Origin of the sequence: Neisseria blantyrii, assembly GCF_962747855.1 — a bacterium.
GTDB classification, from domain to species: Bacteria; Pseudomonadota; Gammaproteobacteria; order Burkholderiales; family Neisseriaceae; genus Neisseria; species Neisseria viridiae.
This window is the reverse complement of record NZ_CAUIZY010000002.1, coordinates 60,248-87,160: the sequence shown is the minus strand read 5'-3', so window position 1 is coordinate 87,160 and position 26,913 is coordinate 60,248. Positions and strand designations below refer to the sequence as shown.

The window sequence follows — 26,913 nt, the reverse complement described above, 5'->3', positions numbered from 1 at the left end:
TTTGCAAATAAAAGAAAACTCAACCGTCCCGATTCCCTACAGAGCTGTTTTACGGATTTTGCAGCGAGGGCACGGGGCGGTCTTGCGCCTGTTTGGTTTGCAGGGCCGTCAGTTTTTTCGTCAGCAGATTAAGTATCACGCCGTAGGCGGGCAGGAAGAAGAGGGTGCAGACGGTAAGTTTGAACAGGTAATCGACAAAAGCGATGCCCTGCCAGTTTGCCGCCATAAATTCATCGCTGCTTGCGTAAAAGGCAACGGCAAAAAATACTAACGTGTCCAGTGCATTGCCGATGACGGTTGATGCGGTCGGGGCAATCCACCACGCTTTCAGACGGCGTAATTTGTCGAATACGAAAATATCAAGGATTTGTCCGAGCGCGTAGGCGGCAAAACTTGCCAGCGCGATGCGTCCGACAAAGGTGTTGAATTGGGACAGCGCGCCCAAGCCCGTCCAACTGCCGTTGTGGAACAAAACGGAAAAGACGTAGGAAAGCAAAAGGGCGGGGAACATCACCCAAAAGATAATCCGCCGTGCCAAGTGCGAACCGAAAATGCGGACGGTCAAGTCGGTGGCAAGGAAGATGAAGGGAAAGGAAAATGCGCCCCAAGTGGTATGGATGCCGAAAATTTGGAAGGGGAACTGCACCAGATAGTTGCTGGCGGCGATGATGAGGATATGGAAAAGCACCAGCCAGAAGAGTGCCTTCTGTTGCTGTGCGGCGGTAAATGCGTACATAAAAATCTTTCGGAAAGGCGTTCAGACGGCATACCGTATCGAAGGAATGCCGTCTGAAAGTGGGAAGGACGGATTATTGGCTGTCGTGTTCGAACAAGCGTTTACGCGCCAATGTTTCGAACTCGGTGCCTGCTTTGCCGTAATTGGCGAAAGGATGAATGGCGATGCCGCCGCGCGGTGTGAACTCGCCGAATACTTCGATGTATTTCGGATCCATCAGGGCGATGAGGTCTTTCATGATGATGTTGACGCAGTCTTCATGAAAATCGCCGTGGTTGCGGAAGCTGAAGAGGTAGAGTTTCAGGGATTTGCTTTCCACCATTTTGATGTGCGGGATGTAGCGGATGATGATGGTGGCGAAGTCGGGCTGCCCGGTCATGGGGCAGAGGCTGGTGAATTCGGGGCAGACGAATTTGACGAAATAGTCGTTGTCGGGATGTTTGTTGTCGAATGCTTCGAGAATTTCAGGCGCGTAGCCGGTCGGATATTGGGTTTTTTGATTGCCCAAAAGCGAGATGCCTTGCAGCTCTTCGGTATTGCGGGACATAGGGTTTCCTTAGTTTTTTAGTGTGGGAGGTTTTCGAACCACGGGGCGGCGATTGTAATATAAGCGGCGGTATCTGTGTAGTTTTCTTCAGACGGCATGGTTTGGACGGCGGCGTTTTCCGTGTCATATATAGTGGATTAACAAAAACCAGTACAGCGTTGCCTCGCCTTAGCTCAAAGAGAACGATTCTCTAAGGTGCTGAAGCACCAAGTGAATCGGTTCTGTACTATTTGTACTGTCTGCGGCTTCGTCGCCTTGTCCTGATTTTTGTTAATCCACTATATAAACGAAATATATTTTCAGTTTTGCCGCCTGAAGCGTTGTTTTTTGAATATTGCATCTAAAATACTGACTTGATTGCGTTATTGCGCGGATATAGAATCTGCCTCCTATTGAAAGAATATTGTTTATATGGAATCAGGAAATTCGGAACCTAATCTTATGGATACGCACACGGACGAAACAAAACTTCAAAACACGCAAGCCAAACGCAAACGCCGCCTGACAGCATTGACGCTGCTGTTCGCGCTTGCCGCCGTCGCCGCCGTATCGGCGTTTTTTTTATGGTGGCAGCACGAAGAGGAAACGGAAGACGCTTATGTTGTCGGACGCGTGGTTCAGATTACGCCGCAAACGGGCGGTATGGTGCGGAAGGTGTTGCATGATGATACGGATGTTGTGAAGAAAGGCGATGTGTTGGCCGTATTGGACGACGGCAATTATGTGTTGGCGTATGAACGGGCGAAAAACGAGCTGATTCAGGCGGTGCGGCAAAACCGCCGGCAAAATGCCGCCACTTCTCAGGCGGGGGCGCAGGTTGCTTTGCGCCGGGCGGATTTGGCACGTGCGCAGGATGATTTACGCCGCCGGTCTGCTTTGGCGGAATCGGGAGCCGTGTCCGCCGAAGAGCTGGCACATGCCCGTGCGGCAGTGTCTCAGGCTCAGGCGGCAGTTAAGGCGGCTTTGGCGGAAGAATCTTCAGCGCGTGCGGCTTTGGGTGGTCAGGTCGCTTTGCGCGAACAGCCGGCGGTTCAGACGGCAGTCAGCAGGTTGAAAGATGCGTGGTTGAACCTTCAGCGGACGCAAATCCGCGCGCCGGTGGACGGTCAGGTGGCAAAGCGTTCGGTACAGGTTGGACAGCAGGTGGCGGCCGGTGCGCCGCTGATGGCGGTGGTGCCGTTGTCGGATGTGTGGGTTGATGCCAATTTTAAAGAGACGCAGTTGCGGCATATGAAAATCGGACAGCCTGCCGAGCTGGTGTCCGATTTATACGGTAAACAAATTGTTTATCGCGGCAGGGTGGCAGGGTTTTCGGCAGGTACGGGCAGCGCGTTTTCGCTGATTCCGGCGCAAAATGCCACGGGTAACTGGATTAAAGTGGTGCAGCGTGTCCCTGTCCGTATCGAATTGAACCGTGAAGATGTAGACAGGCATCCGTTGCGCATCGGTTTGTCGATGACGGTAAAAGTGGATACTTCCGCCGCAGGCGCGCCTGTTTCAAAAACGCCGGATGCCGTGTTGCCGGAAACTGAAGGCACGGATTGGTCGGAAGCTGACAGACTGGTGGACGAAATTCTTGAGCAATACGCGCATTGATGCCGTCTGAAACGGAGAACGCAATGGATTATCCACCGCTTAAAGGTGCGGCATTGGCATGGATTACGCTATCTTTGGGGCTTGCCGTATTTATGGAAGTTTTAGATACGACTATCGCCAATGTCGCCGTTCCCGTTATCGCTGGCAACCTCGGTGCGGCAACTACTCAGGGGACGTGGGTCATTACTTCTTTTGCTGTGGCAAACGCCGTTTCCGTGCCGTTAACGGGCTTTTTGGCAAAACGTATCGGCGAGGTCAAATTGTTTACCGCCGCCGCCGTCGGTTTCGTCATCACATCGTGGCTGTGCGGCATCGCGCCCAACCTTCAGTCGCTGGTAATTTTCCGCATCTTGCAGGGCTTTATCGCCGGGCCGCTGATTCCCTTGTCGCAAAGCCTGTTAATGGCATCCTATCCGCCCGCAAAACGGACGCTGGCACTGGCATTGTGGGCAATGACCGTCGTTGTCGCCCCTGTTCTTGGGCCGATACTCGGCGGTTGGATTTCCGGAAACTGGCATTGGGGTTGGATTTTCTTCATTAATATCCCTATCGGTATCATATCGGCATGGATTACATGGAAACATTTGAAATATCGGGAAACGGAAACCGTTAAAATGCCGACCGACTATGTCGGGCTTACATTGATGGTAGTCGGTATCGGCGCGTTACAGATGATGCTGGACAGGGGTAAGGAACTCGACTGGTTCGCCTCTGGAGAAATCATTACCTTGGGCGTAGTCGCACTGGTGTGCTTGTCGTATTTTATTGTTTGGGAATTGGGAGAAAAATATCCGATTGTCGATTTATCGCTGTTTAAAGATCGGAATTTTACCGTCGGCGTAATAGCCACATCATTGGGTTTTATGGTGTATATGGGGACGCTGACCCTGCTGCCGTTAGTGTTGCAGACCAACCTGGGCTATACCTCCACGTGGGCGGGGCTTGCCGCCGCGCCCGTCGGCATCCTCCCAGTTTTCTTGTCACCCATTATCGGCAGATTCGGCAACAAGGCCGATATGCGTCTGCTCGTAACTGCCAGCTTCCTGACCTTTGCCTTTACTTTCTATTGGCGTACGGATTTTTATGCCGATATGGATATTGGCAACGTCATCTGGCCACAGTTTTGGCAAGGTGTCGGTGTCGCCATGTTTTTTCTGCCGCTGACTACCATCACACTGTCGCACATGAAGGGAGGGCAGATTGCCGCCGCCGGCAGCTTGTCGAATTTCTTGCGCGTGCTTATGGGCGGTGTCGGCGTATCATTCGTCAGTACCCTGTGGGAACGGCGCGAAGCGTTGCACCACACACGCTTTGCCGAACATATCACGCCCTATTCTGCAACATTGCATGAAACGGCGGCGCATTTGTCCCAACAAGGCATTTCCGACAGTCAAACCCTAGGCATCATCAACAACACCATCACACAACAGGGCTTCATCATCGGATCGAATGAAATCTTTATGGCAGGCAGCCTGCTGTTCATCATCATGATTCCTGTCATATGGCTGGCAAAACCGCCGTTCCACAGCGGCGGCGGTGGACATTGAGGGATTTGAAAACTTGAAATGCCGTCTGAAAATACTGGAAATATGTTCGGACGGCATTTTGAATGCAGCAGTTCCCGAAATCCGCTATAATCGCGCCCCATCTGTTTCGCACCTGCAAACGTTCCACAGATGCGACAATTGGAAGGATTATCCGCGCAAAACAGCCGTTTTTCTCTAAAACACTTGAACTAACACTGTTTTTCGTGGTATAAATTACGTTTTACTATTTTAGAAGTTTGGAGACTGACCATGGCACGAGTTTGCAAAGTGACCGGCAAACGCCCAATGTCTGGCAACAACGTATCACACGCCAACAACAAAACCAAACGTCGTTTTTTGCCTAACTTGCAATCACGTCGTTTTTGGGTAGAAAGTGAAAACCGCTGGGTTCGCCTGCGCGTTTCTAACGCCGCTCTGCGTACCATCGACAAAGTAGGCATTGATGTCGTATTGGCTGATTTGCGTGCTCGCGGTGAAGCTTAATTTAAACCCTTAGTTAAGGATTACTGCAATGCGCGATAAAATCAAACTGGAATCCAGTGCAGGTACTGGTCATTTCTATACCACTACCAAAAACAAACGCACTATGCCCGGCAAATTGGAAATCAAAAAATTTGACCCAGTTGCCCGCAAACACGTAGTGTATAAAGAAACTAAACTGAAATAATTTCCGTTTGGTAAATAAAGCCTCCGATTGTTCGGAGGCTTTGTTTTTAAGTATTGTAAATTTCTTATTTTCAGTCGGTGTCAGATGATATTGTGTAATCAGTCAATTTATACAGGGTAATGGATTTGTCTGTTGAACTTGAACGGCAATATAGCAGGCAGTCAAATAAAATGCCGTCTGAACATGTTTCAGACGGCATTTTTTATATGATTTTAACCGGTCAGTTGTTTGGTGATCAGTTTCTTCAGCGGCGGGAAATTGTTGCTGGCACGCAATACCAAGCCGCGCAACAGTTTTGCCGGTGCGGTCTCATTGGTAAACAGTTTCAGCATCATATTGGTTCCGTGATAAAGCGGCTGGGCATGCAGCATATGTTTGTTACTGTATTTTTCCAATAATGAAGATGCACCGATGTCTTGACCGCGCTGTTCGGCTTCGATAATCAGTTTGGCCAAGATGTCCGCACTGGAAAGTCCGAGATTAAAACCGTGTGCTGTTACAGGGTGCATACCCACAGCCGCATCGCCGATCAGCGCGCTGCGTTTGCCGTAGAAACGTTTGGCAATCATGCCGACAAGGGGGTAATGGTGGATGCTGCTGACCAGTTTCATGTCGCCAAGCTTACCCTTGAGTTGTTCTTTTACGCTTGCGGCCAATTCTTCAGGCGAAAGGTTTTGAACGCTGTTGATTTTATCGGTATCGACGGTAATGACGGTATTGGTCAGGTGTTCTTCCAGTGGCAGCAGTGCGATGGTGCGTCCGTAATGGAAGCATTCGTAAGCGGTATGCTGGTTGGAAAGAGTATGTTTCATGCGGCAGACGAACATGGTTCGGCTGTAGTCGTGCATATCTGAAGAAATACCGAGTTGTCGGCGGGTTTGTGAGAAACGGCTGTCTGCTGCCAAAAGGAGGCGTGCAGTCAGGATTTTGCCGTTTTCCAAAATGACTTGCGCTTCATTATCAGATGTTTTGACTTCTTTAACGGCCGTATCGGTCAGAATGCTGACATTGTCGAGTTGTGATACGACTTCATAGGCGGCACGGCGGATATTGTGGTTGGAAATCAGATAGCCCAAACAGTCGGCAGGTTCGCCGCGCGCTTCAGTCGGTTGGGGAAAGTGGAGCTGGTAGTCGGAACGTCCGTTCAGCACTTTGGCATCGCGCAAAGGGTAGATTTCGTTTTCGGGAATTTTGTCCCACATACCCAAACGCTGCATGATTTCGCGGGAAAAATGGGTCAGGGCGATTTCGCGTCCGTCATAGGGAGGATTTTGCAGAACAGTCAGTGGGCTGCGTTCGATCAGGGTAACTTTCAAACCGCTGCCGGCAAGTTCGGCTGCAAAACTTAAACCCGCCGGGCCTGCGCCGACGACGAGGATGTCGCTGTGTAAACTCATAAAATATCCTTTGCATAGGCGGATGCCGATGATTTCAGACTGCATTTGTAAGGGCTTGAATGCCGTTTGAACTATCTGTAACAGATAGGCGATTATATCAAAACCCACTGTTGAAGAAATATGCAGGGGAGGGTGTATGCGGATTTTTATAGTGGATTAACTTTAAACCAGTACGGCGTTGCCTCGCCTTGCCGTACTATCTGTACTGTCTGCGGCTTCGTCGCCTTGTCCTGATTTAAATTTAATCCACTATACTTTCAGCTTAATGTGTATCAAATCGGGTGTGGGGTATGTAAAAAGCCGCATCGTGAAAAGATGCGGCTTCAGGTATCGGTTGGATTATTCTTCAGAACCGGTGTAAGGACGGATGCTGACAGTTTTACGGTTCAGCGCGCCTTTGGTTTTGAATTCGACATAACCGTCAACTTTGGCGAACAAAGTGTGGTCTTTGCCCATGCCTACGTTGTCGCCTGCGTGGAATTTGGTACCGCGTTGGCGTACGATGATGGAACCTGCGGGAATCAGCTCGTTGCCGTAGGCTTTAACGCCCAAGCGTTTGGCTTCTGAATCGCGACCGTTGCGGGTGCTGCCGCCTGCTTTTTTACTTGCCATTTGTAATGCTCCTAAGTTTTAAGGTTAGGCGATTGCCACGATTTCGATTTGGGTGAAATTTTGGCGGTGGCCTTGGCGTTTTTGGTAGTGTTTGCGGCGGCGCATTTTGAAGATGCGGACTTTTTCGCCACGACCGTGTGCCACTACTTTAGCCGTTACTTTTGCACCTTCGATAAAAGGTGCGCCAACTTTTATAGATTCGCCGTCAGCAATCATCAAAACTTCGGTCAGTTCGATTTGGCTGTCGAGTTCGGCTGGTATCTGTTCTACTTTCAATTTTTCGCCGACGGAAACTTTATACTGTTTGCCGCCGGTTTTTACGACCGCGTACATACTCAACTCCATAAGGGTTATGGTTAATATCCGCACACCATTGTGCGAAGCTTGGCATTGTATTGTTATTTGCCTGTTTTGTCAAAGTTTGCGCGGTTCGGATAACCATATGCCGTCTGAAAAGATGTGCCCTGATGGCTTTGCTGATATAATTGCCCACTATTTGAATCAGCTTTCAAGCGGTATCTGCCGTTTGACGGAAACGTAAACCTGAGAGTCTGCCATGCTCGAGAATCTGCCCTATTTCCGGCGACATCTGCCTGAAGACCTTGCCAAAGTCAATGAAGTCATCAACCGTGCGGTGCAATCCGATGTCGCACTGATTTCGCAAATCGGTACATATATCATCAGCGCGGGCGGCAAACGCCTGCGTCCGATTATGACGATTTTGGCGGGTAAGGCGGTCGGTTATGATGACGGGAAACTGTATTCGTTGGCGGCGATGGTCGAGTTTATCCACACTTCGACGCTGCTGCACGATGACGTGGTCGATGAAAGCGATTTGCGCCGTGGGCGGGCAACGGCAAACAATCTGTTCGGCAATGCGGCGGCAGTGTTGGTTGGCGACTTTTTATATACACGCGCCTTTCAGCTGATGGTTGCCTCGGGCAGTATGCGCGTTTTGGAAGTGATGGCGGATGCGACCAACATTATTGCCGAGGGCGAAGTCATGCAGCTGATGAACATCGGCAATACGGACATTACCGAAGAACAATATATCCAAGTCATCCAATATAAAACGGCAAAATTGTTTGAAGCGGCGGCGCAGGTCGGTGCAATTTTGGGCAATGCCCCGCCCGAATACGAGCAGGCGTTGAAAGATTACGGTATGTATGTCGGTACGGCATTCCAAATTATTGACGATGTGCTGGATTATTCGGGGGAAACCGAAGAAACAGGTAAAAACGTCGGCGACGATTTGGCAGAAGGAAAACCAACTTTGCCTTTGATTTATCTGATGCGTCAGGGTTCCGAACAGGTTGCGAACGATGTGCGTACTGCTTTGGAAAATGCAGATCGCAGCTATTTTGAGAAAATCCACGATTATGTCGTCCGTTCGGATGCTTTGGCATATTCGATAGGCGAGGCGCGCAAAGCAGTCGATTGTGCCGTTGACGCGTTGGATGCCCTGCCCGACAGCGAAGTGAAGGATGCCATGATTCAGCTGGCGAAGGAATCTTTGGTCAGGGTGTCGTAACCGATGAATTTCAGTTTTGTTCCCCTGTTTCTGGTTACGCTGATTCTGTTGGGTGTGGTCAGCAACAACAATTCGATTACCATCTCGGCAACCATATTGCTGCTGATGCAGCAGACGGCATTGGTACAGTTTGTCCCGTTGGTCGAGAAGCACGGATTGAATCTCGGTATCATTCTTTTGACCATAGGGGTTTTGAGTCCGTTGGTTTCAGGAAAGGCGCAGGTTCCTCCTGTTGCCGAATTTTTGAATTTTAAAATGATATCCGCCGTTTTTATCGGTATTTTCGTGGCTTGGCTGGCGGGACGCGGCGTGCCTTTGATGGGACAGCAGCCGGTATTGGTAACGGGCTTGCTGATCGGTACGGTCATCGGGGTGGCATTTATGGGCGGTATCCCTGTCGGGCCGTTGATTGCTGCCGGCATCTTGTCTTTTGTTGCCGGAAAGGTTTAAAATCTCCCTTTTCATTTCGGCTCGCCATAGTTCAACGGATAGAACGTATGCCTCCTAAGCGTAAAATACAGGTTCGATTCCTGTTGGCGAGGTTTGACGATTTGCATTTGTCTGTTTCCCGTGTTGCGGGAAGTTTCCGATATAAGGCCTTTCAGTGTTGGAAGGCTTTTTTGCCATCTGAAAACTTTTTCTTCCTGCTTGAAAAACCGACCTTTAGGACGGTAGAATCATGAAATGATTTTCAGGTTCCGTAAAAGATGTTCCGGCTTGGAAATCTGTTGTTTTATGATATAGTGGATTAAATTTAAATCAGGACAAGGCGACGAAGCCGCAGACAGTACAGATAGTACGGCAAGGCGAGGCAACGCTGTACTGGTTTTTGTTAATCCATTATAAAAGCTGTACAGGTATAACAATGAATAAATTTGGGGATAAGGTCGTATGAGCGTAGGTTTGCTGAGGATTCTGGTTCAAAACCAGGTGGTTACTGTTGAGCAGGCCGAGCATTATTACAAGGAGTCGCAGGCGGGTAAGGAAGTGTTGCCGATGCTGTTTTCAGACGGCGTCATTTCGCCCAAGTCGCTTGCGGCATTGATTGCGAGGGTGTTCAGTTATTCGGTTCTTGATTTGCGCCATTATCCGCGCCACAGGGTGCTGATGGGGGTGTTGACGGAGGAGCAGATGGTGGAGTTCCACTGTGTGCCGGTTTTCCGTCGGGACAACAAAGTATTTTTTGCGGTTTCCGATCCGACCCAGATGCCGCAAATTCAGAAAACCGTTTCTGCCGCAGGGATTGCGGTTGAGTTGGTCATTGTCGAGGATGACCAGTTGGCGGGTTTGCTCGATTGGGTGGGTTCGAGATCGACATCGCTGCTTCAGGAGCTTGGAGAGGAGCAGGAGGAAGAGGAAAGCCACACCCTGTATATCGACAATGAGGAGGCTGAGGACGGTCCTGTTCCGAGGTTTATCCATAAAACTTTGTCTGATGCCTTGCGCAGTGGGGCATCGGACATTCATTTTGAGTTTTACGAACACAATGCCCGTATCCGCTTCCGTGTGGACGGGCAGCTCCGCGAGGTGGTTCAGCCGCCCATTGCGGTAAGGGGGCAGCTTGCTTCCCGGATTAAGGTGATGTCGCGTTTGGACATTTCCGAAAAACGGATACCGCAGGACGGCAGGATGCAGCTGACCTTTCAAAAGGGCGGCAAGCCTATCGATTTCCGTGTCAGCACATTGCCGACGCTGTTTGGCGAAAAGGTCGTGATGCGGATTTTGAATTCCGATGCCGCGTCTTTGAACATCGACCAGCTCGGTTTTGAGCCGTTCCAGAAAAAATTGTTGTTGGAAGCGATTCACCGTCCTTACGGGATGGTGCTGGTAACCGGTCCGACGGGTTCGGGTAAGACGGTATCGCTCTATACCTGTTTGAATATTTTGAATACGGAGTCGGTAAATATTGCAACGGCGGAAGACCCTGCCGAGATTAACCTGCCGGGCATCAATCAGGTTAACGTCAATGAGAAGCAGGGGCTGACTTTTGCCGCTGCTTTGAAGTCTTTCCTGCGTCAGGATCCGGACATCATTATGGTCGGTGAGATTCGTGATTTGGAAACTGCCGATATTGCGATTAAGGCGGCACAAACAGGGCATATGGTGTTTTCCACCCTACACACCAATAATGCGCCGGCGACGTTGTCGCGTATGCTGAATATGGGTGTCGCTCCGTTTAATATTGCCAGTTCGGTCAGCCTGATTATGGCGCAGCGTCTTTTACGCAGGCTGTGTTCGAGCTGCAAACAGGAAGTGGAACGCCCGTCTGCCTCTGCTTTGAAGGAAGTCGGCTTCACCGATGAGGACCTTGCAAAAGATTGGAAACTTTACCGCGCCGTCGGTTGCGACCGTTGCCGGGGACAGGGTTATAAGGGGCGTGCGGGCGTGTATGAGGTTATGCCCATCAGCGAAGAAATGCAGCGTGTGATTATGAACAACGGTACGGAAGTGGATATTTTGGACGTTGCCTATAAGGAGGGTATGGTGGATTTGCGCCGGGCCGGTTTGTTGAAAGTTATGCAGGGCATTACTTCATTGGAAGAGGTAACGGCAAATACCAACGATTAGGTTTGAGAATGAAAATGCCGTCTGAAGCGTGTTTGTTTCAGACGGCATTTGACTTTCAGGGTGTTTGCCGGGAAGGCGGGGCGGTCAGCGGTATGCCCCGTCGGGTTCGGATATTTCCGGCAAACTTTCCGTTTGGTCGGAAACCGTATATTTCCCGTCTGCCCATCCGCCCAAGTCGATCAGTTTGCAGCGTTGCGAACAGAAGGGGCGGAATGCGTTTTCCGGTTTCCATATTACTGCCGTTTGACAGGTCGGACATTTGACTTGAAGGCGTGTTTGCCGCGATTCAGCCATTGTGTTTTCCTTGTGTTGGTTTTGAGGCGAAAATCCCTGAATAAAACGCGTGCAGGCGCATTGTTTTCTCACGCAGGCTTTTGAGGCTGCCGTTATTGAGCAGCACATCGTCTGCAAGCAGCAGGCGTTCGGATTCGGATGCCTGATGGCTGATGATGTCCGCCACCTCGCCGCGCGTCAGCCCGCTGCGTGCCATCACCCTGCCGATACGTTTTTCCAAAGGTGCGCTTATGGTCAGGACACGCCGTATCAGGCTGATAAATTGACGCTTCTCCGTCAGCAGCGGGATTTCGACAATGCCGTAGGCCGCATCGGTAAAGGTTTCTTGCTGTTTTTTGATTTCTGAGAAAATCAGCGGCAACATCACGGATTCGAGCAAGGCTTTGCGCGATGGGGAGGCAAAGATTTCTTTACGCAAGATGTCGCGCCGCAACAAACCCTGTGTGTCGAAAACGGTGTCGCCGAACAGCCGCCTGATTTCCGGCAGGGCGATGCCGTCTGAAGCCGTCAGCGAGTGCGCCGCCGCGTCCGCATCGATGCGCGGCACGCCCAAATCGGCAAAACATTGCGCGGCTGCCGATTTGCCGCTGCCGATTCCGCCGGTCAGCCCGACCCATGCCGTCATCTTACAGCACCGGATGGGTCAGCCACCAGTTGACCGCCCGCCATACGGAATCGTTTGCCGCAAAAATTATCCAGCCCGAAACTGTCAGTGCGGGGCCGAAGGCAAAATGCTGCCCCTTGGCGATGCGCATAACGATTGCCGCAATCAAACCGATCAGTGAGGAAACAAAAATCAGCATGGGCAATGCGGATATGCCGAGCCACGCGCCCAATGCGGCAATCAGTTTGAAATCTCCGTTGCCCATACCGGTTTCGCCTTTAATCAGTTTATATACCGCGCATAAAAGCCATATTGAACCATAGCCGGCAACCGCACCTAAAACGGCAGACTGCAAAGGCACGAAGCCGCCGTCCAAATTAAATATCAGCCCCAGCCAAATCAAGGGTAATGTCATCGAGTCGGGCAGGTATTGGGTGTCCGCATCGATAAAGGTCAGGGAAATCAGAAACGCGGTCAGCACCAATCCGCCCAGCGTAATCCAAGACCAGCCGTATTGCCAGGCGACCAGCCCGAACAATACGCCGGTCAGCAGCTCGATTAAGGGATAACGTATGCTGATTTTGGTGCGGCAGGAAGCGCATTTGCCGCGCAGGAGCAGGTAGCTGACAATCGGGATGTTCTGCCACGCGCGTATCGGTGTGCGACATTTCGGACAGCAGGAATCCGGCTTCATCAGGTTGAAGGTACGGCTTTCCTCGTCGGTCAGCGGCAGGTTTAAATGTTCTTTGGCAAATACCGTCCAGCCACGTTCCATCATAACGGGCACGCGGTAAATGACGACATTCAGGAAGCTGCCGACCAGCAGCCCCAAAACCGCCGCCAAAGGTACGGCAAACGGAGGCAGTACAGATAAAGCAAACATATTTTGCCCTCGATATATTCAAAGCAAAAACAAACCGGCGCAGAACCAATCCGCGCCGGATCCGTATGACGGGTCAGCCGACCACGTTGCCCAAGTTGAACAACGGCAGATACATAGCGACCAGAAGCGTACCGATGACCAAGCCCAAAATCACAATAATAATCGGCTCCATCATAGCGGACAGCCTGCCGACCGCATTGTCCACCTCGTCTTCATAAAATTCGGCGGCTTTGTTGAGCATATCGTCCAAAGAACCCGATTCCTCGCCGATGGAGGACATCTGCACCATCATATTGGGGAACAGTTCCGTCGCACGCATCCCGGAAGTCATGGACAGGCCTTGGATGACGCGCGTACGGATTTCCCGGGTGGCTTCTTCATAGATTAAATTGCCCGCTGCACCGGCGGTGGAGTCCAAGACATCGACCAAAGGCACGCCTGCCGCAATCAGTGTCGCCGTCGTCCTGCCCCAGCGGGCAATCGTCCCTTTGCGGACGATGTCTCCGAAAATCGGCATACGCAGCAGCAGGGCATCCATACGCCGTTGGATTTTAATCGAACGCGCCTTCAATTTGAGGAAGCCGTATATGGCAAAGCCGAGTGCGATCAGCACCATCCAGCCGTATGAGACGAAAAAGTCGGACATATCCATCACTGTTTGGGTCAGTGCGGGAAGCTCCGCGCCCATATTGGCGTAAACCTCTTTAAAGGCGGGCAGTACGAAAATCATCATCACGAATACCAAACCGATGGCGACGGCGATGACGGATACCGGATAGGTCAGCGCGGTTTTTACCTTTTTGCGGATGGCCTGGGTTTTTTCCTTGTAAACTGCCAATTTGTCCAACAGGCTTTCCAACACGCCGCCCGTTTCGCCCGCCGCAACTAGGTTGCAGTAGAAGCGGTCGAAATATTTAGGGTGGTTGGAGAATGCGCGGCTCAACGTGCTGCCCTGTTCCACATTGTTGCGGATTTCCATCAGCATTTCCGTCATAGACGGGTTGCCGTGTCCGCGCGCCACAATTTCAAATGCCTGCATCAACGGAAGGCCCGCTTTAATCATCGTGGACAGCTGGCGGGTAAAGACGGTGATGTCTTCTTGTGTGATTTTGCGCTTGGAGCTTGTTTTCACACGGGTAACCTGCAACGGGCGGATGCCGCGTTTTGCCAGTTTTTTGCGCGCCTCTTCTTCGGTAAACGCGGATACTTCGCCGTTGACCAGTTTGTCGGAGGCGGAATGCCTGCCTTCAAAGATAAAGCGTTTTTCTTTCTTTGCGAACAAAGAAAATCCCCCATTTTTAGCCATATTCTAGCCCCGTAAAGTAATTGGAATAAAATGTAAGAAATATCGTTAAAAAACAGTATCGGCGTGTTCCCAGTAAGATGGAAACCGCCGACATCCCGCCTGCGGGCGGCAAACGGGACGGAATCGGATGCGATTATACCTTATTAGGCGGCTGTCCGGCATTTATCCGCCTGTAATTAATCCGGCCGGCTGCCGTTTGCAGGGCGGCTGCCTTCAGACGGCACGGCAGGGGCGGGATTCGTCAGGATTCGGACGGTTTGCCTTTGGTTTTGATGCCCAGCGTCAGGACGGCGGCGACGGCGAGGAAAATGCCGGCAAAGGTCATGGCGTTGGCGGGGTTTGCGCCGAGAAAGGTGTTGTAAACCCAACCGAAGGTTACGGTTTCGATCAGCATGGGGATGACGATCATCATGTTGACGATGCCCATGTACACGCCGTAACGCGCTTTGGGGATGGAGTTGACGACAATCATGAACGGCACGCCCATCATGCTTGCCCAACCTACACCGAAACCGATCATGGGTGCGAACATGAGGTATTTGTCGGAAATATGGGGAATTGCCAACAGTGCGGCGGCAGCAAGGGAAACGGCGAAGGCGTGGACGTATTTGGCGGCGTATTTGCGTGCGAGCCACATCAGTCCGAACGCGGAAACAAAGGTTACGATGTTGTAGAAACCGTTGATCAGACCCGTCCAGGCGACTGCCTGTTCGTAGGCGGCTTTGTCGGCGGCGGTCGAGTGCCAGACGGATTGGACGATGCTGTGGGAGATGTATTGCCAGTAGATGAAGAGGGCGTACCACTGGAAGAGGTACACAAGGGCGAGCTGCCACAGGGTTTGGGGCATTTCTTTGATGGCGGCGAAGATGTCTTTGACCGCGCCCAAGGGATTGCCCGTTTTGGCTTTCAACTCGGCGGCTTCTTTGCCTGTGGGCATTTTTTCCTGCGTGGAGAGGATGGTAATGAGCACCGAGCCGATGGAACAGACTGCGCCGATGTAGAAAGAGCCGAATACCCAGTAGGGAATGCCTGCTTCGGAGGTCTGCTTGAGCCAGCCGATTTGTTGGAAGATGTAGAGGGAGACGTTTGCCAGCGTGATGCCCAAGCCGGTAAACACGGACTGCATCAGAAAGCCGGTAGGCTGCTGTTTCTCGGGAACGGTGTCGGCAACGAAGGCGCGGAAGGGTTCCATGGCGGTGTTGTTGCTGATGTCCAAAAGCCAAAGCAGCATCACGGCGACCCACAGGGCGGTAACGTGCGGATAGATGAAGAGGCAGAGGCTGCACCCGATTGCGCCGATGAGGAAATACGGACGGCGGCGGCCCAGGCCGGGTATCCAAGTGCGGTCGGACATCGCGCCGATAAGCGGTTGCACCAAAAGCCCGGTAATCGGTCCCGCCATATTGAGGACGGGCAGTTGTGCGGGGTCGGCCTGAAGGAAGCTGAAGATGGGGTTGATGGCGGTCTGCTGCAAACCGAAGCTGTATTGGATGCCGAAGAATCCGAAGTTCATCAGCATGATTTGGCGAAGCGTCATTGCCGTTTGTGGGGAAACCTTCATATCGACCTGCTCCTGAGGAAAATGGGAAGAAACAACAATTTGCGAAGCGGTGTGCCGCTTTCTTTTGCCAACCGTGCCGTCGTGCGGCATCTTGTAGGTATCTTACAGACGATAACCCCCGTCTTTCATTCGATTACAAAGAATAGCACAAGTTTTTTGCATCCTGCACCTTCATCGGTATCCTGCTTGATAAAAATCAATTCTACTGCCGTCTGAAAGCGGGGCGTAGTGTTTCCGTGATTCGCCAAAGCCGCTGCCGTTTGTTAAACTACATTCTGCTACATTTTAATCCGGTTCTGAAAAATCAAGGAAAACAGATGAATGCCTTTACCCGTGCATGGTATGCGCTCGAACGCCATTATCAGGATACGCGTCATGTCCTTTTGCGCGACCGCTTTGCCTGCGAACCGGACCGGTTTGAGCGTATGCACGAGCGTTTGGACGGGATGTTGTTCGATTACAGCAAAAACCGTTTGGGCGAAGATACGCTGCAACTGCTCTGCAATCTTGCCGACGCGGCGGATTTGGAAGGGAAAATGCGTGCTTTGCGGACGGGTGCGAAAGTCAACGGCAGCGAGGGGCGTGCCGCGCTGCATACGGCTTTGCGCCTGCCCGACGGTGCGGATGCCGTTTATGTGGACGGCAGGGACGTGTTGCCCGAAATCCGCCGCGAGTTAAATCGTGCGTTGGAGTTTGCACGCGGTTTGGACGACGGTTCGTACAAGGGGGCGACGGGAAGGCGGATTACGGATTTTGTCCACATCGGCATAGGCGGATCCGACCTCGGGCCGGCGATGTGCGTGCAGGCACTCGAGCCGTTCAGACGGCATATCGCCGTCCATTTTGCCGCCAACGCCGACCCTGCCTGCCTAGATGCGGTTTTATGCCGTCTGAACCCTGAAACAACAATGTTTTGCATTGCCAGCAAGTCTTTCAAAACGCCCGAAACCTTGCTCAATGCAGAGGCAGTCAAGGCGTGGTATCGCGGTGCAGGGTTCTCGGAACAGGAAACGGCGCGCCATTTTTGCGCGGTGTCTGCCGATACGGATGCAGCGCAAAGTTTCGGTATTGCGGCGGAACGCGTGTTTGCGATGTACGACTGGGTGGGCGGACGCTATTCCGTCTGGTCGCCCGTCGGTTTGCCCGTGATGGTTGCGGTCGGCGGGGCGCGTTTCCGCGAGTTGTTGGCGGGGGCGCACGCGATGGACAGCCATTTTTTCCACACGCCGCCGCGCCGCAACATTTCCGTGCTGATGGCGCTGATTGCCGTGTGGTATAACAATTTCCAGCACGCTGACGGGCAGACCGCCGTTCCGTATAGCCACAACCTGCGCCTGCTGCCGGCGTGGCTGAACCAGCTCGATATGGAGAGTTTGGGCAAAAGCCGCGCTTCAGACGGTAGTCCCGCCGCGTGCAAAACGGGCGGCATCGTGTTCGGCGGTGAAGGGGTCAACTGCCAGCACGCCTATTTCCAACTGCTCCACCAAGGCACGCGCCTGATTCCCTGCGACTTTATCGTCCCGATGACGGCGCAGGGCGTGGAGGACGGACGCAACCGTTTTACCGTTGCCAACGCTTTTGCACAGGCTGAAGCCTTGATGAAGGGCAAAACCTTGGACGAAGCACGCGCCGAACTGGCAGATTTGTCCGAAGCGGAACGCGAACGTCTCGCGCCGCACAAAGAGTTCCCCGGCAACCGCCCCAGTAACAGCATCCTGCTCGACCGCCTCACGCCCTACAATCTGGGTATGCTGATGGCGGCTTACGAACACAAAACCTTCGTCCAAGGCGCGATATGGAACGTCAACCCCTTCGATCAGTGGGGTGTGGAATACGGCAAACAGTTGGCAAAAACCATCATCGGCGAACTGGAAGACGGCACGTCCGTACACGATGCCTCGACCGAAGGGCTGATGGCGTTTTACCGCGAATGCCGTCTGAAAGGCGGCGGTGCGGCATAAAGGTACTGCCGCCGTTCTGTATTGATTCGGGTACGGAAAAGGCAATGCCTGCCGCCCGCCCGATTCCGAAACGCCGGCATCCGGCAAACCCGCAGCGCGGCTGACGGGCGGGCGTTTGTATGGCACAATAGCACGTTTGTTCCAACCGCTATGCCGTCTGAACAATACCGGCAAGCGTCCCGAAATATCTCGAACCAAGGAAACATTATGTCTTTGCAAAACATCATCGAAACCGCCTTTGAAAACCGCGCGGACATCACTCCGACCACCGTTACTCCCGAAGTTAAAGAAGCCGTGTTGGAAACCATCCGCCAGCTCGATTCAGGCAAACTGCGCGTTGCCGAACGCTTGGGCGTGGGCGAATGGAAAGTCAACGAATGGGCGAAAAAAGCCGTGCTGCTGTCCTTCCGCATCCAAGACAACGAAGTCCTCAACGACGGCGTGAACAAATACTTTGACAAAGTGCCGACCAAGTTTGCCGATTGGTCTGAAGACGAGTTCAAAAACGCAGGCTTCCGCGCAGTTCCGGGTGCGGTTGCGCGTCGCGGCAGCTTCGTTGCCAAAAATGTCGTGCTGATGCCGTCTTACGTCAACATCGGCGCATACGTCGACGAAGGCGCGATGGTCGATACTTGGGCAACCGTCGGCTCTTGCGCGCAAATCGGCAAAAACGTCCACTTGAGCGGCGGTGTCGGTATCGGCGGCGTACTCGAACCCCTGCAGGCCGCACCCACCATCATTGAAGACAACTGCTTCATCGGTGCGCGTTCTGAAATCGTTGAGGGCGTGATTGTCGAAGAAGGCAGCGTGATTTCTATGGGCGTGTTCATCGGCCAATCCACCAAAATCTTCGACCGCACCACCGGCGAAATCTACCAAGGCCGCGTACCGGCAGGTTCGGTCGTCGTGTCCGGCAGTATGCCTTCCAAAGACGGCAGCCACAGCCTCTACTGCGCCGTCATCGTCAAACGCGTGGACGCGCAAACCCGCGCCAAAACCAGCGTGAACGAATTGTTGCGCGGCATCTGATGCCTTAAACCGTATTTGAAACGTCCAATGCCGTCTGAAATCCGCTTCAGACGGCATTGCCGTTTGCACGCTGCAAAGTGAAAACACAGAAACAGGGACAATTTGCTATAATCAACGGTTTAGAACGAACCGAACACTATTTGAAGGATACAAAATGGGTTTTCTGCAAGGCAAAAAAATTCTGATTACCGGCATGATTTCTGAGCGTTCCATCGCTTACGGCATCGCCAAAGCCTGCCGCGAACAGGGCGCGGAACTGGCGTTTACCTACGTTGTGGACAAACTGGAAGAGCGCGTCCGCAAAATGGCGGCGGAATTGGATTCCGAACTCGTGTTCCGCTGCGATGTCGCCAGCGATGACGAAATCAACCAAGTTTTCGCCGACTTGGGCAAGCATTGGGACGGCTTGGACGGTTTGGTGCATTCCATCGGCTTCGCGCCGAAAGAAGCCTTGAGCGGCGATTTCCTCGACAGCATCAGCCGCGAAGCGTTCAACACCGCACACGAAATTTCCGCATACAGCCTGCCTGCGCTGGCAAAAGCCGCCCGTCCGATGATGCGCGGCAGAAACTCCGCCATCGTCGCCCTGAGCTACTTGGGCGCGGTACGCGCGATTCCGAACTACAACGTGATGGGTATGGCAAAAGCCAGCCTTGAGGCAGGCATCCGCTTTACCGCCGCCTGTTTGGGCAAAGAAGGCATCCGCTGCAACGGCATTTCCGCCGGTCCGATCAAAACGCTTGCCGCCTCCGGCATCGCCGATTTCGGCAAACTCTTGGGACACGTCGCCGCCCACAATCCCCTCCGCCGCAACGTTACCATCGAAGAAGTCGGCAATACCGCCGCCTTCCTGCTGTCCGACCTGTCGTCCGGCATTACCGGCGAAATCACTTACGTTGACGGCGGTTACAGCATTAATGCCTTGAGCACCGAGGGATAATCCGCCGTTTTCAAATCCGTGCGCTGTCCGTGCCGCATATCGGTTTCGGGCGGCGGTTTGCCGTCTGAAGCGTATTTCCAGAGAAATGCCCGACTTGCGGCAGGCGGGATGGGAAATGCGGACGCTTGTTTTAACTGATTGCCTTTGTGCCGACTTGCGGCAGGCGCGGCGGAAACGGTCCGGATGCGAAAATGCCGTCTGAAACGCCAAACGGGTTTCAGACGGCATTTTTTTATTTAAAGCATCAGCACACTTCGACCAGCCAGCCGTATTTGTCTTCCGCCAAACCGTACTGGATGTCGGTAATCGCCTTACGGATGGCATAGCCGCGTTCTTGGCTTTTCACTTCGATTTCTTTGCCGCCGATGACGAAGGAAGTAACCGGCGAGATGACCGCAGCCGTACCGGTCAGAATCGCCTCCGCACCGTTTTCCACAGCAGCTTTCAGTTCGTCAACCGTGAAATTACGTTCGCTGACGGTATAGCCCAAATCTTTGGCAACCGTCAGTACGGAATCGCGGGTTACGCCGTGCAAAAACTCGTCGGTCAGCGGTTTGGTAATGATTTCATCGCCGTTAATCAGGATAAAGTTGGACGCGCCGGTTTCCTGCACGTCGCCGTTCGGGCAGAATAGGACTTGATTTGCGCCGTATTCGGCTTTCGCCTTCAGCACCCAGTGCATGGCGGAAGCGTAGTTGCCGCCGCATTTGACGCGGCCCATGTGCGGGGCGCAGCGGATGTGTTCGGTTTCCACCAAAATTTTGACGGGCGAGCCGACTTTGAAATAGTCGCCGACGGGGGAAGCCAAAATATACAGCAGGGCGGTTTCGGAAGGAGAACCGGCCTTGCCGATAACGGGATCGGTACCGATTAAGGTCGGGCGCAGGTACAGCGCGGCAGGCGCATCGGGAATTTCATCGGCGGCACGTTTGACCAGTTCGACCAAAGCATCGAGATAAGCTTGGGTTTCGGGGCGCGGCAGGTGCAAAATGTCCGCACTTTGCTGCATGCGCGCGATATTGGCAGTCGGACGGAACAGTACGATTTTACCGTCTGCCTGACGGAAAGCTTTCAGTCCCTCGAAACATTCGCTGCCGTAGTGCAGGGCGTGCGCGCCGGGTGCGAGGGTGAGGTCTTGCGAGGATTGCCATTCGGCAGCCTGCCATTTGCCTTCGCGGTAGGCGAGGACAGGCATTTGACTGTGAAAAACGCTGCCGAATACGGCGGGTACGGGTCTGCTCATAATGTAAAGCCTTTCTTATTCGGATATGTATCCGGACATTTTAATCCGTATCGGGGACGGATGACAATCTGCCGTCCGCGCTCATTCGGACAACAGGTATGCTTCGGACGTATGGTGCGGTTTCCGTTCTTCTTCGGGCGGCAGCCGCATATAGTCGCCGTAATATTGCGTCAGGTGTTCGTGGTAGCCGTTCATCACTTGAAACTGCCTGCCCTCGAATGTTTTATAGACGACGCTGTCGAAATATTTTTTGGGCATATAGGATTTCCGCCAGCCGCCGTAATCAGATAAAACCAAGCCGATGAAACCGCATTCCCGAATCGGGTAGGCGGTTTGGAACTGTTGCAGGTTGCGCGTCATTTTGTCGAACAGGAAACGGCTCAGGCTGCCGAGGATTTTGTGTTTCAGGCTGCCTTCTTTTGCCTTCAGCCACCTTTTTTTGCAGGAAGAAAAGCGCAGCTTGATGCGGCGGTGCCGTTTCATCATACGGAAAATGGTTTTTGGTTCGTCAGGTACGCCGTCATAAATGAAAATGTCGATAAATAAAGGGCTTTTTTTGCCGTATGCGTCGATGAGTTCTGCACGCGGATCGAAGATTTTTGCCATTTCCCCGGTATGTCGGGCGCGGATGTCTTCGGCGGTTTCCAAAAAATAGTGCGGGTGCGCGGTTTTTTGCCAAACGCCGACAAATTTTTGGTATTCGTCGCGGTGCATATAAACGTCGATGTCGTCGTCCCAAGGGATGAAGCCTTGGTGGCGTATCGCGCCGATCAGTGTGCCGCCGCCGAGCGAATAGCGGATGCCGTGCCGTTCGCACAGGGCGTGGAAATCGTCCAAAATGTCGAGGCAGACGAGCTGTTGTTCCCTGAGTGTCAGTTTTTTCATTTAAATTCCTTATATATTGCACCCCGTCAAAGGGGCGCATTGCTTTTCTTTACGGTTGGAACGCCGTCATCCGCAGCGGCAAACCCGTCGGGCAATACGGCAGGGGCGCGTTTTATGCACCGCCTTGCGCGTCGGGGCATTGCCGCTCTTTAAGGGGGGAGAGTTGCCGCAAGATGGCGCGGTAGTCTTCTTGGTCGTCCATTTCAAATATGTCGCCGCTGCCGAGCAGCTCGGTGCGGATGTCCAGTTTGCCGAGGTGTTCCATCGGGATGTTGTCCCAATAGAGTTTGGGGTTTTCCAAGCGTTCCGCGCCGGCGTATGCCCCGAGCAGGTTTAAGATGGTGCGGCAGTCTTCCGCCGTCCAATAAGACACGCCCGACAGGCTGGGGCGGGGCTGGGAACCGATGTCGATGCGGACGACCCGTCCGATGCCGTCTGAAACGGGCAGCCATTCGTTGTGCGTGCGGGCGCGGACGACGGTGAAATAGGTGCTGTGCTGCGGGCGGTTTAAAAAAATATTGCGTCCGAGCACCACGTCGGCATCGACGACGTAGCAGCCGTTGAAAAAATCACGCGCCAGCGAAAAGGAATAGATGCTGTTGTATTCCCGATATTTTTCGTTGTGAATCAAAATACAGCCGTATTTTTCTTGAAGATAATCGAATTGCCGGTGCAAATGGCCGGTCACGACGGCGATATTGCTTATGCCGGCTTCGCGCAGGAAGGACAGCGTCCTTTCGAGGTTGGGTGTGCCACAGATGTCCAAAAGGGCTTTGTGGACGGTTTGCGTCATTTCTTTAAAGCGGCTGCCCAGCCCCGCCGCCAAAATAATGGCATTCATATTTCACCTTTCCGCCCGCATAGGCTCAATGCCGCGCCGGTTCCCAACAAAACCGCCCACATTATGGCGGACGGCGGAACCGGGTGGCGGTAAACGAAAAACCCCAAAACCATCGCCCAAACAGGGTAGGTAATGTTCAAAGCCATCGCCTTGAGGGGTTTCAACAGATAAATCGCCTGATAATAACAGGCATAAGACAACGCGCCGAAGGCAATAATGCCGATGATGCGCGCGTCGTACAAATCGGAGGGGTTTAAAGAAAACCCCCGGGCAGACAGGCAGACAAGGATCAGCAGGTAGCCGCATACCGATCCGCACAGGCGCAAACAATAAACCTGAAGGCCGGAGAGCGTACGCATCGTCCGGGCAGACAAAACAACCTCGAGCGACCAGCCCGAAACGCACACCGCGATACAAACCAACCCCAAAGCGTTCAGTCCGCCCCGTCCGCCCGCATCCGCAGCCAAGCCCGCCGAAGAGAGTACCGCCAGCGCGAAACCGGCACGCGCCGCCGCTCCCGTGCGTTCCTTTAAAAACCAAGCCGACAAAGCCGCCGCCAATACGGGGAACAGGGACGATAAAGGCGCTGCGTAATATACCGTCAGGTAATGGATGCCCAAAAGGTATGCCGACATACCGACCGGCCCGCCGAGCAGTCCCGACAACACGGGCCGCCAAAAAACGCCGCGAAACCCCGGCCGCCCGCCGCTCCCCAAGCCCGCCCACACTGCCGACAAAGAACACAAATCAATCAAAAACAGCAAAAAAACCATCTGTCCGAATGCCGCGCCGCGCGCAAACGGCAAACGGTCGAACAACAGGCCGGAAGCCGCCCAAAATACCGCCGAGGCCGCTCCGAACAGATAACCGCGCATCACGGCAGCACCTCCGACAGTTCAAACGCCGCCGCCAGCCGCCGTGCCGCATAACCGCCGAAATCTTCGCCCTGTTCCTCTTTAACCTTCGTCCACAAAAACCACAGCACGTTTTGGCAAAACCGGTGGATGTTCAGGCGCGCCGCCGCGTCCCGCGCCGAGATGCCGTCTGAAGCCCCGCCGGCAAGATAGGCCTCCAGCAGGCAGCCTGCCGCTTCAGACGGCATCCGCCCCTCCTCGATAACGGCGGCAAGGTCGAACAAGGGGTCGTTCATACCCGAATACTCCCAATCGATAAAAAACAGCCCCTCCCCCTGCAACAGCATATTTTCCGGTACCAAATCATTGTGGCACGGGCGAAGGGGCAGTTTCCGGCATACGCCTTCCAGCCGCCAAAAAGCATCCGCAAGCCTGTCCATACGCGCGTCCGCCTTCAGGAACAAATCCTTGTCCTGCAATAAGGAAAAATACCGGCGGAATGCGTCAAAGGCATTGAATGTGTTGCGGAAGGCAAAGTTTCCGCCGTGCAGCCGGCGCAGGTTGCCCGCAACCAGGCGCAGGTAGCGTTCGTCTTGCAGTTGCGTTTGATTTAAGGGCGCGGAGTTTTCCAGATAACGCGTCAGCTTCACACCGCTTTGCACATCCAAAACGGGCGTTTCCACATTCAACCCGGCGCGGTACGCCAAATCATTGTTGAACGCCTCGTGCTCCCGGTCGATTAAGGCGGCGCGGGCGGGATGGGGCAGGCGCAGGACGAATTTCCCGCCGGGCAGGTCCAGCAGGATATTTTGGTTGGTCATCCCCCCGATGGGGGAGAAGGGGACGGCGTGGCGCGTGAGAAAATCAAATACTTCGTCAGGCTTGCGGCAGGTTTGGGCAAAGCCTACAATTTTATTGATTGATTGATTGATTGATTGATTGATTGATTGCATGGCATTTCTGTATCGGCGCGAGGAGTTTGTCTTTGCATATTTTAGCATTGCGGCCTGTCCGTGTCAGCGGCTTCCCTATCCGGAAACGTTCAAATCGTTTAAACTTGCACAATCCGGCTGCCGCACCGTTTGGGTGCGCCGCCCGTCTGTCTTACCTGCGGAACACATATGAAACTTATTTATACCGTCGTCAAAATCATCATCCTGCTGTTCTTCCTGCTGCTTGCCGTCATTAATACGGATGCCGTTACCTTTTCCTACCTGCCGGGGCAGAAATTCGATTTGCCGCTGATTGTCGTATTGTTCGGCGCGTTTGTCGTCGGCATCGTGTTCGGAATGTTTGCCCTGTTCGGGCGGCTGCTGTCCTTGCGCGGCGAAAACAGCCGCCTGCGTGCGGAAGTGAAGAAAAGTGCGCGCTTGAGCGGACAGGAATTGACTGCGCCGCCGGCACAAAATGCTGCCGAATCTGCCAAACAGCTTTGAGAAAGCCGATATGGACAATGAATTGTGGATTATCCTGCTGCCGATTATCCTTTTGCCCGTTTTCTTCGCAATGGGCTGGTTTGCCGCCCGCGTGGATATGAAGACCGTGTTGAAACAGGCAAAAAGCATACCGTCGGGATTTTATAAAAGTCTGGATGCACTGGTTGACCGCAACAGCGGACGTGCCGCCAGGGAATTGGCAGAGGTCATCGATCAGCAGCCTCAGTCATACGACTTGAACCTCACCCTAGGCAAGCTTTACCGTCAGCGTGGCGAAAACGACAAAGCCATCAATATGCACCAAACATTGCTGGACTCTCCCGATACAACCAGAGCCAAGCGTGCGCGCGTATTGTTTGAATTGGCGCAAAACTATCAAAGTGCGGGGTTGGTTGACCGTGCCGAACAGATTTTCCTCAGTCTGCAAGACGGTGAAATGGCGCGTGAAGCCAGACAGCACCTGCTCAATATCTACCAGCAGGACAGGGATTGGGAAAAAGCGATTGAAACCGCCCAACTTCTCAGTCACGACGAACAGACATATCAGTTTGAAATCGCACAGTTTTATTGCGAACTTGCACAGGCTTCATTGTTTAAGTCCAATTTTGATGTTGCACGTTTTAATGTCGGTAAAGCCCTTGAGGCCAACAAAAGATGTACCCGTGCCAATATGATTTTAGGCGACATTGAATACAGGCAGGGCAATTTTCCTGCATCGGTTGAAGCGTATGCCGCCATCGAGCAGCAAAATCATGCCTATTTGAGCATGGTCGGAGAGAAACTTTATGACGCTTATGCGGAGCAAGGAAAGCCTGAAGAAGGATTAAATCGCCTGATAGGGTATATGCAGACCTTCCCGGAACTTGACCTGATCAATGTCGTGTATGAAAAATCCCTGCTGCTCAAGGGCGAGAAGGAAGCCGCGCAAACCGCCGTCGAACTTGTCCGCCGCAAGCCCGACCTCAACGGCGTGTACCGCCTGCTCGGTTTGAAACTCAGCGATTTGGATCCGGCCTGGAAAGCCGATGCCGATATGATGCGTTCGGTTATCGGGCGGCAGCTACAGCGCAGCGTGATGTACCGTTGCCGCAACTGCCACTTCAAATCCCAAGTCTTTTTCTGGCACTGTCCCGCCTGCAACAAATGGCAGACGTTTACCCCGAATAAAATCGAAGTTTAACCACCACCGAGAGGAACACAAAAATGCGTTTACTCCATACCATGCTCCGTGTGGGCAATCTTGAAAAATCCCTTGATTTTTACCAAAACGTTTTGGGCATGAAACTGCTCCGCCGAAAAGATTATCCCGAGGGCAGATTTACCCTTGCCTTCGTCGGTTACGGCGATGAGGCAGACAGCACGGTTTTGGAGCTGACCCACAATTGGGATACGGAGCAATATGATTTGGGTAATGCCTACGGACATATTGCCATTGAAGTCGACAACGCCTACGAGTCTTGTGAACGTGTGAAGCGGCAGGGCGGAAACGTCGTCCGCGAAGCCGGCCCGATGAAACACGGCACAACTGTGATAGCCTTCGTCGAAGACCCCGACGGCTACAAAATCGAGTTTATTCAAAAGAAAAGCGGCGACGATTCGGTTGCCTATCAAACTGCCTGATACCGCCGCCGCCAATGCCGTCTGAAGCCTTTAGGGGTTCAGACGGCATTTTTTATAGTGGATTAAATTTAAATCAGGACAAGGCGACGAAGCCGCAGACAGTACAAATAGTACGGCAAGGCGAGGTAACGCCGTACCGGTTTAAATTTAATCCACTATATTGCCGGCGGTTTGCTGTTTGAGCCTGTGCCGGTTCAAACTTTATCCGTTACACAGATAAGGCAAAAAAAGATGCCGTCTGAAACGGCATCCTTG

The 26,913-nt window shown here is 53.0% G+C and carries 29 protein-coding genes, 1 tRNA gene, 2 pseudogenes and 1 riboswitch; of the genes and pseudogenes, 16 read left to right on the top strand and 16 right to left on the bottom strand.

Annotated features, from left to right (window positions below):
- Nucleotides 1-49: 49 nt before the first annotated feature.
- Both Q9J80_RS02915 and queF read right to left on the bottom strand, forming a co-directional pair.
- On the bottom strand, nucleotides 50-736 hold the full coding sequence (locus Q9J80_RS02915; protein WP_301672790.1) for a 7-cyano-7-deazaguanine/7-aminomethyl-7-deazaguanine transporter: 687 nt from the start codon (nucleotides 734-736) through the stop codon (nucleotides 50-52).
- Nucleotides 737-809: 73 nt separating this feature from the next.
- Entirely contained in the window at nucleotides 810-1,283 is a 474-nt protein-coding gene (gene queF / locus Q9J80_RS02910) for a preQ(1) synthase (protein ID WP_301672791.1), read from the bottom strand.
- Between the two features lie 3 nt (nucleotides 1,284-1,286).
- A riboswitch (PreQ1 riboswitch) is annotated at nucleotides 1,287-1,331 on the bottom strand.
- A gap of 393 nt (nucleotides 1,332-1,724) precedes the next feature.
- On the opposite strand from queF, the gene Q9J80_RS02905 reads away from it, so the two are divergent.
- From Q9J80_RS02905 to rpmG, 4 genes are all read left to right on the top strand, one after another.
- Entirely contained in the window at nucleotides 1,725-2,879 is a 1,155-nt protein-coding gene (locus tag Q9J80_RS02905; RefSeq protein WP_301672792.1) for an HlyD family secretion protein, read from the top strand.
- Between the two features lie 23 nt (nucleotides 2,880-2,902).
- Entirely contained in the window at nucleotides 2,903-4,426 is a 1,524-nt protein-coding gene (gene farB, locus Q9J80_RS02900) for a fatty acid resistance MFS efflux transporter permease subunit FarB (RefSeq protein WP_301672850.1), read from the top strand.
- A gap of 249 nt (nucleotides 4,427-4,675) precedes the next feature.
- Nucleotides 4,676-4,909, top strand: a complete 234-nt coding sequence (rpmB, locus tag Q9J80_RS02895; RefSeq protein WP_002216391.1) for a 50S ribosomal protein L28 — start codon at nucleotides 4,676-4,678, stop codon at nucleotides 4,907-4,909.
- A gap of 28 nt (nucleotides 4,910-4,937) precedes the next feature.
- Nucleotides 4,938-5,093: a 50S ribosomal protein L33 gene (rpmG, locus tag Q9J80_RS02890; RefSeq protein ID WP_002212306.1), complete on the top strand. Its 156-nt coding sequence runs from the start codon at nucleotides 4,938-4,940 to the stop codon at nucleotides 5,091-5,093.
- A 212-nt stretch (nucleotides 5,094-5,305) separates the two neighbouring features.
- Here the strand turns inward: rpmG and ubiM are convergent, their stop codons facing one another.
- From ubiM to rplU, 4 genes and pseudogenes are all read right to left on the bottom strand, one after another.
- Nucleotides 5,306-6,490: a 5-demethoxyubiquinol-8 5-hydroxylase UbiM gene (gene ubiM / locus Q9J80_RS02885; RefSeq protein ID WP_301672793.1), complete on the bottom strand. Its 1,185-nt coding sequence runs from the start codon at nucleotides 6,488-6,490 to the stop codon at nucleotides 5,306-5,308.
- Nucleotides 6,491-6,639: 149 nt separating this feature from the next.
- Nucleotides 6,640-6,747: pseudogene (locus Q9J80_RS02880) on the bottom strand (IS5/IS1182 family transposase); the annotation flags it as partial.
- An 82-nt stretch (nucleotides 6,748-6,829) separates the two neighbouring features.
- Nucleotides 6,830-7,102 (bottom strand): 50S ribosomal protein L27, encoded by a 273-nt coding sequence (rpmA, locus tag Q9J80_RS02875; protein WP_002212328.1) that lies wholly within the window; start codon nucleotides 7,100-7,102, stop codon nucleotides 6,830-6,832.
- 24 nt (nucleotides 7,103-7,126) lie between these two features.
- Nucleotides 7,127-7,435, bottom strand: a complete 309-nt coding sequence (rplU, locus tag Q9J80_RS02870; RefSeq protein ID WP_301672794.1) for a 50S ribosomal protein L21 — start codon at nucleotides 7,433-7,435, stop codon at nucleotides 7,127-7,129.
- 223 nt (nucleotides 7,436-7,658) lie between these two features.
- On the opposite strand from rplU, the gene Q9J80_RS02865 reads away from it, so the two are divergent.
- The 4 genes from Q9J80_RS02865 (at nucleotide 7,659) to pilB (ending at nucleotide 11,201) form a co-directional block, all read left to right on the top strand.
- A complete protein-coding gene (locus tag Q9J80_RS02865; RefSeq protein WP_301672795.1) occupies nucleotides 7,659-8,633 on the top strand; it encodes a polyprenyl synthetase family protein in 975 nt (324 codons plus the stop codon).
- A gap of 3 nt (nucleotides 8,634-8,636) precedes the next feature.
- Nucleotides 8,637-9,083, top strand: a complete 447-nt coding sequence (locus tag Q9J80_RS02860; protein ID WP_301666924.1) for a DUF441 domain-containing protein — start codon at nucleotides 8,637-8,639, stop codon at nucleotides 9,081-9,083.
- 20 nt (nucleotides 9,084-9,103) lie between these two features.
- Nucleotides 9,104-9,175 (top strand) — tRNA-Arg (locus tag Q9J80_RS02855).
- Nucleotides 9,176-9,524: 349 nt separating this feature from the next.
- Nucleotides 9,525-11,201, top strand: coding sequence for a type IV-A pilus assembly ATPase PilB (gene pilB / locus Q9J80_RS02850; protein ID WP_118792469.1), 1,677 nt, complete (start codon nucleotides 9,525-9,527; stop codon nucleotides 11,199-11,201).
- An 84-nt stretch (nucleotides 11,202-11,285) separates the two neighbouring features.
- Here pilB and Q9J80_RS02845 read toward each other — a convergent pair whose 3' ends face one another.
- The 5 genes from Q9J80_RS02845 to Q9J80_RS02825 form a co-directional block, all read right to left on the bottom strand.
- A complete protein-coding gene (locus tag Q9J80_RS02845; protein WP_301666922.1) occupies nucleotides 11,286-11,495 on the bottom strand; it encodes a DNA gyrase inhibitor YacG in 210 nt (69 codons plus the stop codon).
- On the bottom strand, nucleotides 11,488-12,120 hold the full coding sequence (coaE, locus tag Q9J80_RS02840) for a dephospho-CoA kinase (RefSeq protein WP_301666921.1): 633 nt from the start codon (nucleotides 12,118-12,120) through the stop codon (nucleotides 11,488-11,490). Before coaE ends, Q9J80_RS02845 begins: the two co-directional genes overlap by 8 nt.
- 1 nt (nucleotide 12,121) lies before the next feature.
- The gene (locus Q9J80_RS02835; RefSeq protein WP_301666920.1) at nucleotides 12,122-12,982 is read right to left on the bottom strand and encodes a prepilin peptidase; all 861 of its coding nucleotides are present in this window, start codon (nucleotides 12,980-12,982) and stop codon (nucleotides 12,122-12,124) included.
- 73 nt (nucleotides 12,983-13,055) lie between these two features.
- Nucleotides 13,056-14,288, bottom strand: a complete 1,233-nt coding sequence (gene pilG, locus Q9J80_RS02830) for a type 4 pilus assembly protein PilG (protein ID WP_301672796.1) — start codon at nucleotides 14,286-14,288, stop codon at nucleotides 13,056-13,058.
- A 241-nt stretch (nucleotides 14,289-14,529) separates the two neighbouring features.
- On the bottom strand, nucleotides 14,530-15,849 hold the full coding sequence (locus Q9J80_RS02825; RefSeq protein ID WP_301672797.1) for an MFS transporter: 1,320 nt from the start codon (nucleotides 15,847-15,849) through the stop codon (nucleotides 14,530-14,532).
- 317 nt (nucleotides 15,850-16,166) lie between these two features.
- Here Q9J80_RS02825 and pgi point away from each other — a divergent pair, with 317 nt between their 5' ends.
- From pgi to fabI, 4 genes are all read left to right on the top strand, one after another.
- Nucleotides 16,167-17,810: a glucose-6-phosphate isomerase gene (gene pgi / locus Q9J80_RS02820; protein ID WP_301672798.1), complete on the top strand. Its 1,644-nt coding sequence runs from the start codon at nucleotides 16,167-16,169 to the stop codon at nucleotides 17,808-17,810.
- The gene (locus Q9J80_RS02815) at nucleotides 17,780-17,914 is read left to right on the top strand and encodes a hypothetical protein (RefSeq protein WP_301672799.1); all 135 of its coding nucleotides are present in this window, start codon (nucleotides 17,780-17,782) and stop codon (nucleotides 17,912-17,914) included. The genes pgi and Q9J80_RS02815 overlap by 31 nt, the downstream gene beginning before the upstream one ends.
- Nucleotides 17,915-18,017: 103 nt before the next feature.
- Complete coding sequence (dapD, locus tag Q9J80_RS02810; RefSeq protein WP_002224875.1) at nucleotides 18,018-18,839, top strand: 2,3,4,5-tetrahydropyridine-2,6-dicarboxylate N-succinyltransferase; 822 nt, start codon at nucleotides 18,018-18,020, stop codon at nucleotides 18,837-18,839.
- Nucleotides 18,840-18,993: 154 nt separating this feature from the next.
- Complete coding sequence (gene fabI / locus Q9J80_RS02805; RefSeq protein ID WP_002223367.1) at nucleotides 18,994-19,779, top strand: enoyl-ACP reductase FabI; 786 nt, start codon at nucleotides 18,994-18,996, stop codon at nucleotides 19,777-19,779.
- 244 nt (nucleotides 19,780-20,023) lie between these two features.
- Here fabI and ilvE read toward each other — a convergent pair whose 3' ends face one another.
- The 5 genes from ilvE to Q9J80_RS02780 all read right to left on the bottom strand — a co-directional run bounded on the left by ilvE (nucleotide 20,024) and on the right by Q9J80_RS02780 (nucleotide 24,423).
- Nucleotides 20,024-21,022: a branched-chain-amino-acid transaminase gene (ilvE, locus tag Q9J80_RS02800; RefSeq protein WP_304671420.1), complete on the bottom strand. Its 999-nt coding sequence runs from the start codon at nucleotides 21,020-21,022 to the stop codon at nucleotides 20,024-20,026.
- A gap of 81 nt (nucleotides 21,023-21,103) precedes the next feature.
- Nucleotides 21,104-21,907, bottom strand: coding sequence for a LicD family protein (locus Q9J80_RS02795; protein WP_301672801.1), 804 nt, complete (start codon nucleotides 21,905-21,907; stop codon nucleotides 21,104-21,106).
- A 112-nt stretch (nucleotides 21,908-22,019) separates the two neighbouring features.
- A complete protein-coding gene (locus tag Q9J80_RS02790; RefSeq protein ID WP_301672802.1) occupies nucleotides 22,020-22,748 on the bottom strand; it encodes an NTP transferase domain-containing protein in 729 nt (242 codons plus the stop codon).
- The gene (locus Q9J80_RS02785; RefSeq protein ID WP_301672803.1) at nucleotides 22,745-23,623 is read right to left on the bottom strand and encodes a DMT family transporter; all 879 of its coding nucleotides are present in this window, start codon (nucleotides 23,621-23,623) and stop codon (nucleotides 22,745-22,747) included. Before Q9J80_RS02785 ends, Q9J80_RS02790 begins: the two co-directional genes overlap by 4 nt.
- A complete protein-coding gene (locus Q9J80_RS02780; protein WP_301672851.1) occupies nucleotides 23,623-24,423 on the bottom strand; it encodes a choline kinase family protein in 801 nt (266 codons plus the stop codon). The genes Q9J80_RS02785 and Q9J80_RS02780 overlap by 1 nt, the downstream gene beginning before the upstream one ends.
- 300 nt (nucleotides 24,424-24,723) lie before the next feature.
- Here Q9J80_RS02780 and Q9J80_RS02775 point away from each other — a divergent pair, with 300 nt between their 5' ends.
- The 4 genes and pseudogenes from Q9J80_RS02775 to Q9J80_RS02760 form a co-directional block, all read left to right on the top strand.
- A complete protein-coding gene (locus Q9J80_RS02775) occupies nucleotides 24,724-25,038 on the top strand; it encodes a LapA family protein (RefSeq protein WP_301672804.1) in 315 nt (104 codons plus the stop codon).
- A 10-nt stretch (nucleotides 25,039-25,048) separates the two neighbouring features.
- A complete protein-coding gene (gene lapB / locus Q9J80_RS02770) occupies nucleotides 25,049-26,218 on the top strand; it encodes a lipopolysaccharide assembly protein LapB (protein WP_304672720.1) in 1,170 nt (389 codons plus the stop codon).
- A gap of 23 nt (nucleotides 26,219-26,241) precedes the next feature.
- Complete coding sequence (gene gloA / locus Q9J80_RS02765) at nucleotides 26,242-26,658, top strand: lactoylglutathione lyase (protein WP_301666907.1); 417 nt, start codon at nucleotides 26,242-26,244, stop codon at nucleotides 26,656-26,658.
- A 53-nt stretch (nucleotides 26,659-26,711) separates the two neighbouring features.
- Nucleotides 26,712-26,819: pseudogene (locus Q9J80_RS02760) on the top strand (IS5/IS1182 family transposase); the annotation flags it as partial.
- Nucleotides 26,820-26,913 lie beyond the last annotated feature (94 nt).